At 43.4% G+C, this 17667-nt stretch carries 12 protein-coding genes; 1 reads left to right on the forward strand and 11 read right to left on the reverse strand.

The genetic code is table 11. The features are described 5' to 3' along the window. Positions 1-5: 5 nt before the first annotated feature. The 8 genes from MKY63_RS25360 to MKY63_RS25395 all read right to left on the reverse strand — a co-directional run bounded on the left by MKY63_RS25360 (position 6) and on the right by MKY63_RS25395 (position 11633). Complete coding sequence (locus MKY63_RS25360; RefSeq protein WP_339810210.1) at positions 6-1214, reverse strand: GDSL-type esterase/lipase family protein; 1209 nt, start codon at positions 1212-1214, stop codon at positions 6-8. Positions 1215-1231: 17 nt separating this feature from the next. After that, complete coding sequence (locus MKY63_RS25365) at positions 1232-3463, reverse strand: FAD-dependent oxidoreductase (RefSeq protein WP_339810212.1); 2232 nt, start codon at positions 3461-3463, stop codon at positions 1232-1234. 84 nt (positions 3464-3547) lie between these two features. Next, positions 3548-5167 (reverse strand): response regulator, encoded by a 1620-nt coding sequence (locus MKY63_RS25370; RefSeq protein ID WP_256717170.1) that lies wholly within the window; start codon positions 5165-5167, stop codon positions 3548-3550. Positions 5168-5169: 2 nt separating this feature from the next. Then, entirely contained in the window at positions 5170-6909 is a 1740-nt protein-coding gene (locus MKY63_RS25375; protein ID WP_076190274.1) for a sensor histidine kinase, read from the reverse strand. 291 nt (positions 6910-7200) lie between these two features. Beyond that, entirely contained in the window at positions 7201-8787 is a 1587-nt protein-coding gene (locus tag MKY63_RS25380) for an extracellular solute-binding protein (RefSeq protein ID WP_036677074.1), read from the reverse strand. Between the two features lie 66 nt (positions 8788-8853). Beyond that, complete coding sequence (locus MKY63_RS25385) at positions 8854-9723, reverse strand: carbohydrate ABC transporter permease (RefSeq protein WP_036677077.1); 870 nt, start codon at positions 9721-9723, stop codon at positions 8854-8856. A 13-nt stretch (positions 9724-9736) separates the two neighbouring features. Then, a complete protein-coding gene (locus MKY63_RS25390) occupies positions 9737-10684 on the reverse strand; it encodes an ABC transporter permease subunit (RefSeq protein ID WP_036677080.1) in 948 nt (315 codons plus the stop codon). Between the two features lie 373 nt (positions 10685-11057). After that, positions 11058-11633 carry a TetR/AcrR family transcriptional regulator gene (locus tag MKY63_RS25395; RefSeq protein ID WP_076273214.1) on the reverse strand — a complete coding sequence of 192 codons (576 nt, stop codon included), beginning with the start codon at positions 11631-11633 and terminating at the stop codon, positions 11058-11060. A 206-nt stretch (positions 11634-11839) separates the two neighbouring features. Between MKY63_RS25395 and MKY63_RS25400 the strand changes: the two genes are divergently transcribed. Beyond that, positions 11840-12862, forward strand: a complete 1023-nt coding sequence (locus MKY63_RS25400) for an MBL fold metallo-hydrolase (protein WP_339810214.1) — start codon at positions 11840-11842, stop codon at positions 12860-12862. Between the two features lie 199 nt (positions 12863-13061). On the opposite strand, the gene MKY63_RS25405 is transcribed toward MKY63_RS25400, so the two are convergent. The 3 genes from MKY63_RS25405 to cydD form a co-directional block, all read right to left on the reverse strand. After that, a complete protein-coding gene (locus MKY63_RS25405; protein WP_339810217.1) occupies positions 13062-13685 on the reverse strand; it encodes a hypothetical protein in 624 nt (207 codons plus the stop codon). Positions 13686-14068: 383 nt separating this feature from the next. Beyond that, positions 14069-15796, reverse strand: a complete 1728-nt coding sequence (gene cydC / locus MKY63_RS25410; protein WP_339810220.1) for a thiol reductant ABC exporter subunit CydC — start codon at positions 15794-15796, stop codon at positions 14069-14071. Beyond that, entirely contained in the window at positions 15793-17637 is a 1845-nt protein-coding gene (gene cydD / locus MKY63_RS25415; protein WP_339810223.1) for a thiol reductant ABC exporter subunit CydD, read from the reverse strand. The genes cydC and cydD overlap by 4 nt, the downstream gene beginning before the upstream one ends. Positions 17638-17667: the final 30 nt, after the last annotated feature.

The raw sequence follows: 17667 nt of genomic DNA on the forward strand, positions 1-17667 counted from the left end.
ATTAATTATAATGGCGGCTGCACCAATAACAACTTCCCAAGCTGGATCACCGTTTGATCATACCAATCTGGATGCTGCCGAACATGCTCAATACTTCGTTCATTGCCACATGCCTCAAATACAGCCGCTTTGTCTGTCTTTTCGGTATCGACTTCGAAGCGCACCGTATGTTTCCCATTCGGGAGCTCCGGCAAGAATACATACTGATTACGATTATGATCGTTGTGTAGTGTGAATCGATCGACAATAAAGGGTTCCCCACCATCCACCGATACCTTCAATCTGCCAGAATCAGGCCCCCCGATATCGAATAACCCGATATGGGTTCCCTCGAACTGCACCGTAATAGCCTCTCCAGGATCGACTGCTCGCCACAGGCCGGGGAACAACCAATTGTACTCGCGTACTAAAGCACAATCATCGGGAGTCATGTAAGACCATCCTGCGGAAAAATCGGTAAGACTATCCAATGGCAGCATGCTCGCATATTCCCAAGGATTAGCCGGGACCAACGGATTCTGAGGTAAGTGATGTACTGACCTTCCTGGATGATCCTGAAGTTCTCTAATTTTCTCAAATGACCGGGTGATCGTATCCGTGTAAATCTGATGTCCTTCGGGAATAGTCGGATGGATCGAATCATGTGTAAAAACAACGGCTCCGGAAATGGACACATCTTCCCTTGAGGTGAAAACGAGTTTTCCCTCCGACACCAAGTGACTAACCGCTACGCCCAGATGAATCGAAGGAATACCGTAATAGTCGGCCACTTCCTCTTGCATTAGAGCCCCCTTCTGGTATTCTCCAGACTGAAATAAGGCCACATCCCGCTCCTTCAGCGTATAAACGAACAGGATATCAGTAAACCGGCTCCGCTTGCGGATCTGACGGACAATCCCTTCGATCCGCGCCTTGGATTCGGGATCTCCGCCATCATTACCGACAAATTCAACAAATACTAGATCAGGTCGATGACGCAGTACATCTGTCTCCAAACGGGCACAGCCCAAATCCGATCCTGTCCCATCAATGCCTGCATTCACAGAGCGGATATCTGCCTTAGGATATTGCTTACGAAGCCAATCCGCCGTCATAACCCTGTAGCCTTCAGAACGTGTATTACTGCCGCCGAAATAGACGATTGTTACGGTATCCCCATTTTCCAATTTTTGAATTATATTGGGGAGCCCTTTACGAGGGAATAATTCCTTCATCGTGACTTCACCTGTCCTCATTTATCGATTTTAGGAGCAAACAATTTTACAGCAAACACTTCAAAATAAGGCGAACCATAAGTTGTGCAGAAATTAATCCGGATTCGGGTTACACCGTTCGCATCTATCTTATGTTTATTCAACGTGAGATAATTTCCACGAGTTATGATTGTCCTCTCGGTTCCGTCTTCTAAGGTCAAGGTCATATCATAATCTTGGATAAGAGACTCAATCGGGTCGTTGAAATGCTCCAAATCCAGCTGCGTATTAAAAACAAGATGGATTTCGTCCAGATTTTTGGGGCTTGCAAAACAGAATTCCAACCATTCCTGTCCTTCCGAATGTTCAGAAATCCAGCCATTCGGTTGGCCATAAGGTCTGGAGTAGCCATTGACAACATTCTCAGGACTATACATATTCTGAGCTGGCACCAGGTCCTTAAAGCAAATGCTCTTATTGAATTTCTTCAGCCTGGACGGCTCTTCCGGCCTATAGTGGAAGCTGACCGCTCCTGTCAATTTCTCTTCATTACCGTATATGGCAAGGCTCGCCGTGCCCTCCAATATGATGTAGATTTTGTCGTCAGCCGGGTTCTTGCAGTCCAAGTCTAGCGTAATCCAGTCGTTATGACCGGCTGCAATAACCAAGTGGTAGTCTCTCAACTCGCTGGTTGGAATGTAGTTTTCCTTCCGTTCCCCGCCAAACAGCTTCACATGTAGAGTTTCCGAATGCTTGGAGCTATTTTTAATTTTAAACCGTACGCTTTCAGCCACGGATGTCTGAATCGGCAAGACCAAACATAACCCTTTCTCCAAGGAAATCTCTTCGGTTGGATGAAGATTGTCATAGCTGCGCTGAGACGAGGCACGAATAGTTAATCCGTCAGCGAAGTAAGGATCCAATTCCTCTTGAAGGCCTACAATGGTTTGTCCGTCTCGAAGCAATAGCGCCTGCAGCTCCCCCATATGAGCTTCGACTATAGCCGCAGGGTCTACCTCATATTTCGAGCACAACGAAGCAGCTGTTCCAACCGCCTGCCCCATACAACCGCAGGTTGCCATAACCCTTGTAGATCCGAAAGCCACATGGGTAGCACTTATATTGCGACCAGCGAACATGAGATTAGGAATATTTCGTGAATATAAGCTGCGGAAAGGGATATTGTACAATCCAGGCACGAAATTCCAAGCTGTAGCCGGCCCCTCATCGTAGATGCCCTTATTAGCATGTAAATCCATATACCATCCACCGACCGATACAGCATCTTCGAAATGCGGCTTTGCTGTGAGATCGTTCTGAGACAACATGTGATCCCCAATAAACCGCCTCGACTCCCGCTTTCCCGGGATCGGGCATACATAATCCAAAATGAGATTGTCTACATCATCAAATTCACCGCTATTTTTGAGATAATCCCAAATCCCGTATACCAATTTCCGCAGCTCCAACGCGATGTCTTCATTATTTTTGATAATATCCATATGTCCACCGTATTCCAGCCACCACAATCCGCCAAGCCCGTTGATTTTTCTTGGAAAAGCCCGATGATTTAAGCCTTTTCTGATACTATCGAAAAAGGTCAACTTCGTAATATCATACGCAAAGCCAGGTCTTTTGTATGGAACGGAATACCCTACGTCACGGGCTTGAAACAGGATCGTATCACCCATGGTGTAATGGTCCGCCACTTCAGGAGCCAATTCTTCCTTGTATTCATGTTTCGCTTCTCTCCCCCATCGGAAGAGAGCACCTGCCTGATATCCGACAACTCCATCTCCGGAGCAATCGATATAGGTTCGGCTTTCAAAACGAAATTTCCTTTCGGAAGCCAATTGAAGACCATCCACCCATTTAATTCTGCCGTTCTCCATGCCCGTCTCATGCACGCATGTATTCAGAAATAGAGAAATGTTAGGCTCAGCATAGACCATATCCAACAAGACCGTATCCGAAAGCGAAAGCATCAGCTTCTTGTTGTATAACGGATTATAGTGGAAAATCTTCAACTTGAGTTCTTCCACCAACCCTCCTTCGCGTGCATAATAGGATGGACTGTTTCCGAGATAAGCCGACCCGTTGATATGAACCCTGACCTCGCTGCTCGCATTTCCCCCAAGAACCGGTCGATCATTAATAAGTGACACTTGCAGCCCTTGGCGTGCGGCAGCAATTGCAGCGCATATCCCAGCAATACCTCCGCCGACGACGGTTACATCTGCTTTAATAAGCTCCATTTTGATAACCTCCATGATTAGATCCTTCTATCATGGTAATCCTTTTGCTCCCTTTTTTTTTACATGATTTCGCGAAAAAATCACACATTTTTTGCAACCTTAATTGGATTCATACCGTGTCATTTTTATCCGATATTGCTTAGGAGTATCACCCGTATATTCTTTAAATAATTTGCAAAAATAACCTTCATTCACAATTCCAACTTCTTCGCACAATTCCAATATAGAATAATCCTGTACATTTAACAGCTCGAGAGCTAATTGGATTTTTTTACGATTGATGTAGCTGATAACGCCTTCGTTCATTGTTTTTTTGAATAAGCTGCTAAAATACGATGGAGCTAAATTCACTTCCTCGGCAATCGCCTCGAGCGTTAATCGCTGTTTCAGGTTTTTCTCTATAAACCGCATAGCACTCATGATTTCTATACGATGTAAAAGTTGGCCAGCGTGTACATATTCGAAGGTAAAGTCGCCAATATAGGCAAGCTGCTCCCGAAAAGCTAAAAATTCTATGGGAAACTCTGCTACTTCCGTGGCCAACTTGTTCCCCGATTTAAACTTCACAATAATGTCTCTGTACAAGTCTCTTAACATAGGCGCCATGATGGACTTATGGATTTTATGGTCCGTAACAAATTGGTTCAGATCAGCAAATGCTTTCTCCAGCTCTTCCTTGGAAACCTTTCTTTTCACCCCAGCAAGAAAATCAGCCAATTTCTGCTGAAATTCTTCTTTTCTGTCATTATGGTAATGGAACCGATGCATGGGTGTTTTTACTACTTTCTCTGTATGATAATAGAAATCATCACTCACATTTTGTGCTTCCGTGTAAGCTTGTTTGATGGATTCCCAGCCTCGGTGTGGACCTCCAAAAGCGACGGATACCCTTTGATTCAAATATTGATGCAAATGGGAGACGATCTGCCCCCCCAATGTCTGGCAATCATATTCCGTTTCCAAGTCACTACGATTATTTTCCCAGGATAGAAAACCAATAAAACGATTATCGGATAGATCCGCAGCTACACCACTGCCACCATTCATCACCGTTTCTTCGATTATATTTGTAATCGCATACCTCAATATGTTCTGATCAGACGCTGAATAATCATTTCGGAAACTTTCATACATATTCATTTCGACAATAAAGCAGCGATAGTTGGCTTGAAAGAAATGGAACTGCATACGATTGGCAAAATCTGATGCCCGATGAGAAGGGATTTCGCCTCTGATAAGCTCGTTAAAAAATTGCTTGCGGACTCGATATTTATTTTCAAGCACGGATACGTTTAAAGATTGAAATTCCGCTTCTTTTTTCTTAACTTCATTTAAAATCCCGGCTGCCTTATCTAAAGCTCGATCCAAATCCGCATCTCTGAGCGGAACCTTAACAATGTATTCCAATACGTTGGCTTGAATAGCTCTCTGGGCGTATTCAAAGGATGAATAAGCGGTCAAAAGAATGAATTGGGTATGGGGAAGCTTTGGCTTTAGCTGCTCAATCATGGAAATCCCATCCATTCGCGGCATGACGATATCAGATATTACGATATCCGGCTTAAGCTTTACGATCTCCTCTATCCCCTTCAGCCCATTATTCGCTTTTCCCACTAAATGAAATCGCTTATCCCTAAGGGAGCGCTCGTGAAAAAACAATTCCAATCTCTGAATGATTAGATCTTCATCGTCAACAATGAAGCAGGTGTAGTCTCTCATCATCATGCATCTCCTTTAAACAAGCCTGCTGGGAATAAGGCGCGAACCCGGGTTATTTCCTTAGGTATGCTTATGATTTGGAGCCCGAACTGTTCTCCGTAGTGAAGTCTGATTCGGTCATGAATATTGTTTAACCCGATTCTTTTCCTTTTCAATTCCACATCCCCCGGTTCTGAAATTAAAATATGCTTTATTTTATCAGTTGGAATTCCCTCGCCCTGATCAACTACTTCTATGATGACGTTGCCACCCTCCCTGTACGCATGAATAGTAATAGGGCCTTCGATCCCCCCTCCGTTATAACCATGGAAGATACTATTCTCCACAAGGGGCTGCAACAGCATTCGAAAAACCGGAAAATCTATTAGCCCTGCTTCAATATTTTCGATTAAGTGGAAGTTTCGGTTATAGCGGATGTTCTGGATCGCGATATAGTCTGATACATTTTGCAATTCCTGACGCAGTGATACCTTCTCCGAAGCGTCAGCTATCCCATATTCCAATATTGAAATGAGAGACTCGATCACCACATCTACTTTCTCTATTTGTCCGAGTCGTATGACATTACTGATAGAACCAAGCGTGTTATACAGAAAATGAGGGTTTATTTGAGACTGCAGCACTTGAATTTCCAGTTTTCGTTCAAGTTCGTTATGAAGCTCTGCTCCCCGAATCAGTTCCACAATTTGCTGCAGCATACGATCGAATGCTCGGGAGAGATCTCCAAACTCATCATTTCGGTTAATCGATATTGTAGTTGTGAGGGAGCCTTGCTCCACCCGCTTCATTTTTGTTTTGAGTGCATAGAGCGGGTTCCTTATATATTTGGCAATAAAGAAGGAAACGAACAGACTTAAGAGAAAACCAGCAGCTAGAAGCTCGATATAATAGGTTTCCAATCTGGATAAAGCAGCTTTCAAGCGTGATTCATCGTTGATTGAGATGATGGTCCAGTTGAATTTTTCAGTCGGTTTTTTTAGAAGGGAAACTTGAATCCCCTCCTTGGTGTGCAGTTGAAGGTTTGTTTCTGTAGTATCCAGAATTTCTTCTGCTGACGTTTCACCGATTGAAAAAGTATGATCTTGAACATTCAGGGGGCCTTTATTTTCCGAAAATCCGGCAATGATTTTTCCCGATGCGGTGATTAGAGCCAGATTCATTTGTTCTTTTTTATTAATCTTGAACAAGGTATCTTCAATGGCATTTAGATCTAAATCTACTGCAATGGCCATAGGAAACGGAGCACTGTTCAGATATCGGACCATCGTAACTGTCCAGCCGGAATATTTAGATTTGTAAGGATCACTGACAAATGTAATCCTTCTATTCTTGTCAGCTGCATCAAACAATGGTTCTCTTTCAGCTAAAGGTTCATCAAATATTCGGGTAGGTGTACTTCCGCCTAGAATAGATAAATCGTTTTTGATCAAATAAATATTACTGACGTAATTACTGTTGAGTTCATAGAGCTCTCTTAATTGCTTTTTAATCACGTCCGGATTGTCAATGTTGGCTTTCACCGATGACTCGACCGAGAACAGCATCGTCTGGAAGGAGGAAAAATTAACTGTGAAATACTGATCAATCTTATCAAGTATTTGGTTGGTGTAATAAATGTCAGAGGTTCTTATTTCCTTTTGGACATAACGATAAGACAATTGGCTTATCAAGATTATGCAGCTTAATACAAATGCAAACACGATAAAAAAAAGTTTTAAAGGCAAGCTGATTCTTCTTCGCATCGATCATCTTCCTTTTAAATCTGTAATAAACAAATAATAGCATATGATAAGAAGAAACGCCTTCGGCGTCCTTTTTAAGGACGATAAGCGTTTCTTCGAAAAATAGAAGGATAAAGTATAAAGTAAAACTTATACTTTCTTATATTTCAATAAAGAGAGGGGCTAATTATAGCCGCTCTCTTCGTTTAAAAGATAAGGAACATTTATATGCTTCGCGCATAAATGTTCCTTATCTTTCTCGCTGAAACGGTACCGCCCTTTAAAAGGACGGCGAAGCCGTTTCTACTTGATTTACTTGATTAAGCCTGCTTCTTTAAATTGCTTGATTACTGAGTCTTTATACTTCTGCATGTCAAACTTAGTTTCCAATGTATTGAGGAAATTGTCCCAGTTCGAAAGAGGCTCTTTGCCAGTCATAAATTTGACCAAGCTTTCATTAATGTAACGTTGGCGGTCAGCTGCCAATGAATCGTTCGGGTCTTCAGTCAATAAATTCCCGGGCAACGTAGCCGCCACGTATTTCTGGTTGTTCTCAAAAGCTTCTGCCGTCTTAGGATTCTGGAAGCTGAAGTACTCAGCATCATCACCACGACGCGGCATTCTATAATGATCGACCCATAAGTACTTTTCTTTCATCTCCTTTGATAATTCGGAGGTTTTATTTTTGATCTTGCCGTCTACCAAATCCCAATGAATCCCTTTAATTCCGTATGCAAAATTCGGATATGCTTCTTTGTCCGTAAAGAGATAATTTAGCATGGACAAGATCCGAATGATTTTGTCCTTATCCGCTTTCTTGGATATGGCCCATGAATTGCCTTGGAACGATTTTCTCTCTACAATTTGATCACCATAAGGACCTGTCATTGGAGGAATGACGATCCATTCCGGCACCTCTCCACTGATTTCTTTCATTTTTTGCTGATAATCTGGTTCCAGCCTGCGGGCATCTCTTATCATGAAGCCAACTTTACCCTTAAATAACTTTTGGTCCAATAAATCGGGAGTATTCATCGTCACCCAGTCTGGATCTACAACTTTAGCTTCCATCATTTTATTGATATAAGCGAGTGCTTCTTTCATTTTTGGGTCGGTAAACAGGAACACCGGTTCATTGTCTTTCACATCAATGGCTGAGGGAGGATTGACACCAAACATCCACATCAAACTATCGAAGCCGTAGGTTTGCAGATTACCTTCTTTATTCATACCGCCTATGAATCCGTACGTATCATTTTTGCCATTGCCGTCCGGGTCTTTTTCTGTAAAGGCTTTCATAACTTCAAATAGCTCGTCGGGTGTTGTTGGCACTTCCATATTCAGCTTTTTCAGCCAATCATTACGGATAAAGAAGCTTCGACTAATACCGTTTACGTTATCATAACCTGGAACCCCAATGGTTTTTCCCTGATAGGACATCGCCTCCCAGGAGTCGTTGCTAAAACGTTTCTGCAATTCAGGAAATTGATCCAGATACGGTGTCAAATCCGCAAGAACGCCCTGGTCATAATATTGTGCAAGATCAGCCCGGCTCTTTAAGAAGATCAAATCTGGAATATCTCCGCCAGCAATGAGCGTATTTAATTTAGTCGTTGCTTGCCCTGATTGAGGAATCATCATTTCCAAGTCGATATTTACTGCTTTCTCCAACATTTGGCGTTGGATATCTTCTTCACGGGGAGGAATCGGAGCAGCAGCATTGAAAGTTCCTTGGTTAAACATCGAAATTTTCAATTTGGTTTCAAAGGGACTAGACTGGCCTTGTGAATTACCCGAAGCTGTCGATGTAACCTCTTTTTGTTCCCCACAGCCTGACAATACTGTTCCCACACCGACCATTGCTGTCAGAATAGCAAATGTAATCGCTTTACGTTGCATAATGACCTCTCCTTTGCTTCTATATTATCACGGTTTCCCCGTAACAACTCAGGTTGGAATATCTTTTTAACCTTTAACCGATCCCAAGAGCACACCTTTGGTAAAATGCTTTTGCATAAATGGGTAAACGATCAAAATCGGAACTGTAGTCACGACAACTGCTGCCATTTGTATAGCGAACGTACTAACAGCTCCGGTATTGGCAAGCGAATCAGCACTTTGTGTTGCGACGTTAAGCAGGATGTTGCGCAAGATCACTTGAAGCGGCATTAAGTTGGAATCATTGATATAAACAATAGCATCGAAGTAACTGTTCCAATGCCCGACTGCGTAAAATAAAGAAATTGTGGATAGGACGGGCAAGGACAGAGGTAAGATGATCCGCCATAGTGACTGAAGTTCACTTGCACCGTCTACCCTCGCTGATTCCTCGATTTCAGCAGGCAATTGCTCGAAAAAGCCTTTAATGATCACCAGATTAAATGCACTAATGAGATTTGGAATAATCAATACCCACGGGCTGTTTAGCAATCCCAGAGAGCGGACTAGTAAATAAGTCGGAATTAATCCTCCCCCAAACATCATCGTAAAGACAATGAATAGTAAAAATGGGCTGCGACCCGGCAAATATTTTTTGGATAACGGATATGCCGCGATTACCGTAAAGAACACATTGAGAGCAGTGCCCACAATCGTTCGAAACAATGTAATTTTATACGCCTGCCCAATACCATGAGAAATAAATACTTCTTTATAGGCTAGAAAGGTAAAGGTTTCTGGTATAATAACAATTCCTCTTCTTAGCACTTCCGATTCTGGCGTTACTGAAACAGCAACCACATATAGAAAGGGTAGTAAGCAAAGTAGAGCTAGCAAAATAAGAATAAAATAAACGAATGCTTGCCAGACCTTTTCTCCGATTGTCAAATTGATCATTTTGATAACCACCTCACCAAATTTGCCCATCGAATTTTTTGGCGAGCTTATTCGCTGCCAACACTAAAACAAATCCGATGACCGCTTTAAATAATCCCACAGCAGTAGCCAAGCCAATCTTAAGTCGCTCGAGCCCTTCACGGTATACCCATGTGTCGATAATGTCGATCTTCTCCTGATTAAAGCTGTTGGCAAACATGAATATTTGGTCAAAACCAGCATCCAGAATATGGCTTAATTTAAGGATCAGCATCAGAATCATAACGCCTCGAATGCCGGGAAGTGTTACATGCCATAGCTGTCTCCACTTGGAAGCGCCATCAATTCTAGCCGCTTCATATAAGCTTGGATCGATTCCTGCTAATGCTGCAAGGTACAATATCGCTCCCCATCCAATATCCTTCCATATTTCAGATAAGATGATCAGCAGTCTGCCCCAGGCAGGTTCCGTTAGGAATGAGATGGGTTCAACTCCAGTTTCCTTCAAAATCATGTTAAAAAGACCATCCCCTGGGGCTAGTAATGCCACCATCATTCCATAAACAATGACCCATGATAGAAAGTGGGGTAAATAAGTGATCGTTTGTACGATTTTCTTAAACCATTGGGTATAAACTTCATTGAGCAGCAAAGCAAGTATGATAGGAGCTGAGAAACCGAACAACAGCTTATACAGGGATATGATAATCGTATTTCTCATGATGTCCCAGAAATAAACGCCGTTCATAAAATCTGTGAAATTTCTAAATCCCACCCATGGGCTATCCCATAGTCCCAAAGCTAGGTTATAGTTTTTAAAGGCAATAATGATTCCCGCCATAGGAATGTATTTGAATACGGCAAAGTAAACTAATGCCGGGAACAAGAGAGCGTACATCACTTTATACTTTTTTATCGTCCTTATCCATGAGTTCCGCTTTTTGGGGAGGGGAATGGCGTCCGCTGCCAATTTTGCTTGCATATCATCACCTCGTCTTTATTTGTATTTGTATAATAGCATCTCGTTATTGGATAAATTTCTGTAATTTCAAGAATTTCTTATAAGATATTAAGTAAGTACAGCCTCGGATAATTCGAATACAATAGGCATGATTGTCTTGCATTAAAGCTCGTACAATAACTCTGACACGAAAGTTTGAGTATAGACCAAATACAATCCTGAGGTCCCAAACAAAAAAAGCCCTAGAAAAAAATGGGCTTAATTTAATGAGTCTGTTTTTATATAATGCATCCACGTATTTTATTTTCCATTAATAAAAACTACATTCATGAACAAAAGTCATCCTCCAGCGTAAGTTTAGAGTTCTCAATATATAAATCAATAATGCTTATGACTAGACCAAAATTCCTTTAACAAACAATGAGACACTATGCTTGTAGAACTCTTCCTCGGTAACGAATTGGGATTGATATTGCCGATGAATCAGCTCGCTCATCTGAAATCCGTAACACATCGAGAGAAAAGACATTGCGACAAGACGCTCATCCTGCCTGGCGATAACTTTTTTCTTCTGCAAGCGTTCAAAATATTCAACCAGCAAGGAGTGAAGTTTCGCCGGCGGATCGGCCAGCACTCTGTCTAATTCGGGAAGCATTCCTTTGTCGCGGATGCCAATCAAAATGATGTCCGCATTTTTATGGAAAAATAAACGGTACTGCTGACTTACATTCAGCAGATCGACTTCCGGATTATCGGTCGCTTCCTCTTTTAACAGCTTCTCAAATTGCGGAATATCCGAATGTCTTTGAATGATGGCTTCCAATATCCCTTGCTTGCTTCCGAATTGCCGGAAAATCGTAGATTCATTTACTTTAGCTTCCGTTGCAATGGCTTTGGTGCTTACACCCCGATAGCCATTCTTTTTGATGAGACGTGTCGCGGCTTCAATGATTCTGTCTGAAGTTTGCATTGTAGTTCTCCTTTTGCATATGTTAATCCTATTCTACTACAAGTTTTGCAGTCAGGTACCACTTGCGTGAGCATGCTCTTTTACTATCATATCGAAAAGAATATATGCAAGCAAGTACTCGCTTGCATATATTCTTTTCATTCTCTATAATAATGACTTAGTCAGTATGCCTTATCCTAAAAACATATACGTAAAGGAGAATTTTTATGAAGTATGGACGTATTATCCAAAAACCTCGCGTTAAATTTTTTGAAGTCGCAGATGGCGTCTTTGCTGGTATTTCGCCGTATCGTGGGATCAGTTGGGCCAATGCCGGGTTCATCAACAAGGGTGATGGGTTGGTGTATGACACGTTCTTCGATTTGTTCCATGCGCGGGAAATGCGGGAGGTTTTTATGGAAGTAAGCAACGGCGGCTCTCCCGCATATGTGGTGAACTCGCACTATAACAGCGACCACGCCTGGGGAAACAAAGTGTTTGAAGATGCTTGTATTATTATGCACAAGGAAGCCTCCAGAGAGCGTCTCACCGAAAATATCGCTTGGATGGACAGCGTCATCAGAAGAGGAAAGAATTCTCCGGAATCGACTCCGGGTGAGCGGTTTTTTGCAGCGGAATTTGAAGGATTCGACCTGGAAGGCGTAGAATGGGTGCTCCCGAGTATTGAGATAAAGGACGATATCAACATCCGTCTTGGCGATACAGAAGTTATGATTCACAACGTAGCTCCAGCCCATTCTGATAGTGACTTACTGTTGTGGATGCCAAAAGAAAAAGTGCTGTTCGCTGGCGATGTCGTGTTTAATGGTTGTACGGCATACAGCGAAGAGGGAACCCTCAATTGGGTTAAAGTGCTTGATCGCATTATTGATGAAATTAAACCCGAAATCGTTGTTCCAGGGCATGGCGCCATTTGCGGCTTGGATTTCGTGAAGGAACAGAGAGACTACCTCTTGAACCTGATCAGCGAGTTCAACAAGCATTACAATGATGAAATCGATTCCTTGTCCCTGACCAAGCAAATGGAGATTTCCCGCTTTCTTCATTGGATTCAGCCAGAACGCTTGTATGTTACAGTGGATATCCTATTGAAAAGCAAACGAGGGTTACCACCCCTTCCAATTTGGAACGAGGTGCCTGCTAAGCTGGAAGACATGAAAGCTTTTTTGGCTGCAAAATATGACAATCAGATCAAGCCATGGGACCCTATGAGTGTTTGGCAAGAATAGCAATTTACAGCTAACCTATGAAAACAAAAGAACCGCCCTGTCGCAAATGATGCGAACAGCGGCCGTTCTTTTGAATTGTTCCACGGAATTAAAAACGGTGCTTAGAAACGATTGTGATAAAAAATGGAGAAGGACTATGACTTACTAGAGGGTATCCCCTCATTTGGATTGGAGAAGATTCCCGTTGTTGTTGGACTTATTATTCCAAATAGCCTTCGACAAGTTTCATCAAGGTTTCTTTGCTTACCTTATTCAAGTCTCCTTGTATAGTATAGGCGTATTTCACCTTTTTGTCTGGGCTCTCGTATACCCATTTCAGCTCGTGCCACTGCGAAGGACCAAATTCTGTATGCAGCATTTCTACACCCTTCACTTGAACCTTCTCCTGCTTAAATTCAACTTTCTCGTCAATATACGATGTTGGGTCGCTTTTCCCGCTCAGATTATTGATCATAACCCCGATTTTATCTTCGCCATTTTGATATGTAACATTGAGAAGAGAAAACTGATCTGTCATTTCAACAGACATCATTGCATAGCCCTTATTGGACTCTTCCGCCTGTTTTCTCAGCTTTTCTGCCATTTTCTTTTTTTCTTCCGAAGAAGGAGGATTCACTTCCTGAGCATTTTTAAAGATTACGTCCGCCTTTTGGAAAGTATAATTTCCATTGATGTTGTCTGCGATCTTAATGGATTTATCCGTAATCTTATCGCGCAATTGAGATGGATTGTGGAAGATAGTCAACTTTGTTCCAAGATCTGTTTGATGATTCGGGTTATTGGCAACCATATAGAACAGCCCAGCTTCCCCGTTCTTTAGCACCTTTTCCTTAAGTTCAAAAAATGCCTTGAAACGATCTGCCTCATCTTTCGATTCTGTTTTTACGCTCTATACAACGAAGAGCTCGACCCAAAATGTGACAGCAATAAAGATCATTACAATCTAAATCGAGCTTCGCAAGGAGCTTGTGTGGCCCTTTTCCGTTGGAATGTTTGTCCTTTTTTCGGCATAAAAATATCCCCTCCAAGTGTCACACGAACCTCCATGATAACATGCAGGTTTTTTCGAGTGTCTACTTGAAGGGGATAATACCAAACAAGATCAACCTTTAGTTATTATCTTAACCATTTTTTGAATCAATCGTGCATAAACCATCGGAATCTGAGAAGTGACATTTGCAACAAGTTGATGTGTTTGGTCTATATTTACACTTCAACTTCTCCGATCATTTGCTGTTCGATTTGTTTCATCTCATAAAAATAGCCTTTTTGCTCCATCAACTCCGAATAGGACCCCGTTTCGACTACCCTGCCTTGGTCCATGACCACAATCTGGTCCATCTCTTCTAATCCGGTTAGCCGATGACAAATTAGGAGAAGCGTATCATTAGCCGCCTGTGCGTAGAGATGCTTCAATACGTGATGCTCTGTCACATAATCCAGCGATGAAGTTGGTTCGTCCAGAAGCCATACCCGTCCTTTGCGGAGCATCGCTCGCGCCATAGCCAACCTCTGCTTCTCGCCGTCTGACAGATTCTCCCCTTTTTCATACACCATATCGGTCAACGATGTATCGGGCAGCTGCATTTTAGCTAGCATATCCAACAATTGTTCGTCAGCGTGTTCTTCTCCATTCAGCAGCAGGTTGTCCCGAATCGTTCCCCGGAAGAAATGACTTTGCTGAAATACCACATTAGCCGTTTGCCAAATGCTCGTCTCGTCCAGTTCCTTCACCGAAATACCGTTTAATCGTATCTCGCCAGCCGTTGGTGTTCGCAGTTTGAGCAGCAATTCGATAATTGTTGATTTTCCTGACCCACTCGGCCCGACTATTGCCGTTTTGGAGCCAGGTAAAATGTGCAGGGACATATCCCTGAGTGCCGGTCTCCACTCCCCTTCATATTGAAATGTAACATTGGATAGTTCCATCGTAACAGCATGATTAACAGGCAATGTGCCACTTGGTTGCGAAGACTGCTCATCAAAAGTCTGAACTGTTTCCGTCAGTCGTTTGGCTGCGTGTTCGCTATCCTCTTTATACGCGGGTAATGTGGCCATAGCCGCCGCTTCTTCAAATACGGTTTGTGATGCCATAACCAACATGGCAAGAAATACGCCTGCAAGCGCTCCTTCCATAATTAAATAGGCGCCGAGCGTCAGCACTCCCCAGGAAACGAGAAATGTAACAAAAGTGTGCATCGATTGCCCGCGCAGCAAGTGCCCGGCTGCTCGTTGCTGTTCAGTTGCTAATACAGCGGAAGCATGCTGAAGCTGCTCCTCCCGCTGTGCCAATTGACCATATACTTTCAAATCCCGGAAACCGTACAACACTTCGGTAACTTCCGTGGACAGCTGCGCCCTCTGCTCACGAACGCGTCCATGTGTTCTCCGCTGCCCGAGTAACACAATTCCCGGTACAACGAATGCCGTTACCAGCATACCTATTACAAACAAAACGGCAATCCAGATCGAAAAGGTAGAAGTAAACAGCACCGTAGCCAAAAATACCATGACGACCATGATCGGAGGATAAGCGACTCGCAAAAAATAATTTTGCAAACTTTCCACATCCCCAACGATCCGCGCAAGCAGATCCCCGCTTCGATTTTTGTTCAATATACCAGGCGTTAAAGGAATAAGCTTGGCAAAAAAGGATGTACGTAAACGGCTAAGCATGGAGAATGTCGCCCGGTGAGAATACAAGCGTTCTCCATAACGACTCGCCGCCCGAAGCAGACCCAGCAGTTTGACCATGGAGGTGAGTACAATTAAAGTATAAAGCGGTGGCGCAAATATCGTTTGCGAAATCAGATACCCGCTCGCAGAAAAGAGTGCCACACCGGCTATGCCGGCAATAAATCCACCCAAAATCGAAAGAATGATATCCTTGCGCTCCTGAATCATCGCCTTTGACAGAACAGCCAGTTCATTCATGAGGATATCCCCCCTTTCCGCTCTACATCAATCATCTCGGCATACTGAGGCAGGCGCTCCAGAAGCTCGTCATGTCGTCCCGAGTCCACCAACACTCCATTGTCCATAAACAAAATCTTGTCGGCTTGTTGAATCGTATATAATCGGTGAGCCACCGTAATCATCGTAGCCGTTTTTGCCAGTTTGGCTATGGAGCGTTGCAGTACCCGCTCGGTGTGCAAATCCAGTCCAACTGTGGGTTCATCAAACAAAATGATAGCAGGACGCTTCAAAAAAGCGCGTGCTAAGGCAAGCCGCTGCTTTTCCCCACCAGACAGTCCCCGGCCTCCTTCACCAACAAAGGTATCAAATCCATGCTCTAATTGGGCTGTAAGCGCAGCGAGTCCGGCTTCCTCCCCCGCCCGCTCAATTTCTGCTCTGGAGATGCTCCTACGAGCACCAATCGCAATATTTTCAGAAAATGTGCCTGCAAAAATATACGGATGCTGTGTAATGTAGCTAACATGTTCGAACCATTCGGTTTCATCGTATTGCGAGAGTGGACTTCCATTCACCAGAAGCGTTCCCGATTCTGGTTTCAGCAGACCGGCAATGAGATGTAGCAAAGTCGTTTTGCCGGAACCGCTTTTGCCAACAATGGCAATGTGTTCTCCTGGACTAAGCTGGATCCGCCCCGTCTTAAGCTCGAAAGAATCTGGAGCATACTGAAACCGGAGTTGGTCAATTACGATGGACGGCGGTATTAAAAGGTCTCCAGAATGGGTGAGTTCCAATTTGCTTATTCTGTCGGTCCTATCACCGACCTTATCCATGCTGTCGATCTCGTCGATTCCATCGGTTGTTAATGCTCCTTCAATGCCATTAGCGTCCCTGCTCCCCCCTGCCGTTTCCTCAAGCATCTGTTCTACCTTACGAACCGCACCCATACTTGTCCGGCCGCTGTGAAAGGCCGTTCCCGTATTCTTTAACAGGTTGTAAAACTCGGGAACGAGCAGCAAAACGAGAAAGGCGGTGTGGAACGTCATAGATTTGAAAACGAGCAACTGGATGGCCAGTTCAAGAGCGACAATGCCAATGCTTAGCATCACGATCGATTCCAGCATGAAGGTATTCGTAAACGCAATCTTCAAAATGCCCATTGTGGCATCACGATAACCCAAGCTACTACGCTCAATCTCCTGTTGCTGACGGTGAGCCCGTCCAAATATTTTCAATGTCACCAGTCCTTGAAGAGAGTCTAGAAACGTCCCTGAAAACTCAGCCAGTTGCGCGTATTTTTCTTCGGACTTGTTCTTCGTTTTCAGCCCTACCAAAATCATGAACAGCGGGATGAACGGAGCAGTAAACAATAGAATGAAACCTGTGTTGGCATGTTGGATAAATGTAACGACCAAAATCAGAACCGGGATGATAGCAGCTTCCATCATACGCGGCATGTATTGACTGAAATAACTATCAGCCTCATCCACAGCATCCAGAGCAATACTGACCTTTCCTCCCGTCTGTCCACGAAGGGTTGAAGGCATGGAGGCATGAGTCAAGTTTTGCAGCACGGCAGCGCGCATATTTGTCTTAGCAGTGGCAGCCATATGTAAGCCAACTATACCGTTTCCATAAGACAACAGTGTGCGTACAGCCATAACAGTTAGAAGTATGCCGAGCAACAGGATAACCGATGAAAATGAAGCTTTCTCGACAAAAATCCGATGGACTGCTTCAGCAAGCAGTCCAGCCTGACTCACAATAGCTATACCGAGCGCGAGCGAAATGATTGCGAGGAGAGCCCTGTTTTTCCTTTGTGAAGACATTTGTTGAGAAATCAGACTGGATTTCCTCTTCACAGATCACACCTCCTTTATCTATAGGCTTGT

The sequence above is a fragment of the Paenibacillus sp. FSL R7-0189 genome (assembly GCF_037969925.1).
Taxonomy (GTDB): domain Bacteria; phylum Bacillota; class Bacilli; order Paenibacillales; family Paenibacillaceae; genus Paenibacillus_AQ; species Paenibacillus_AQ odorifer.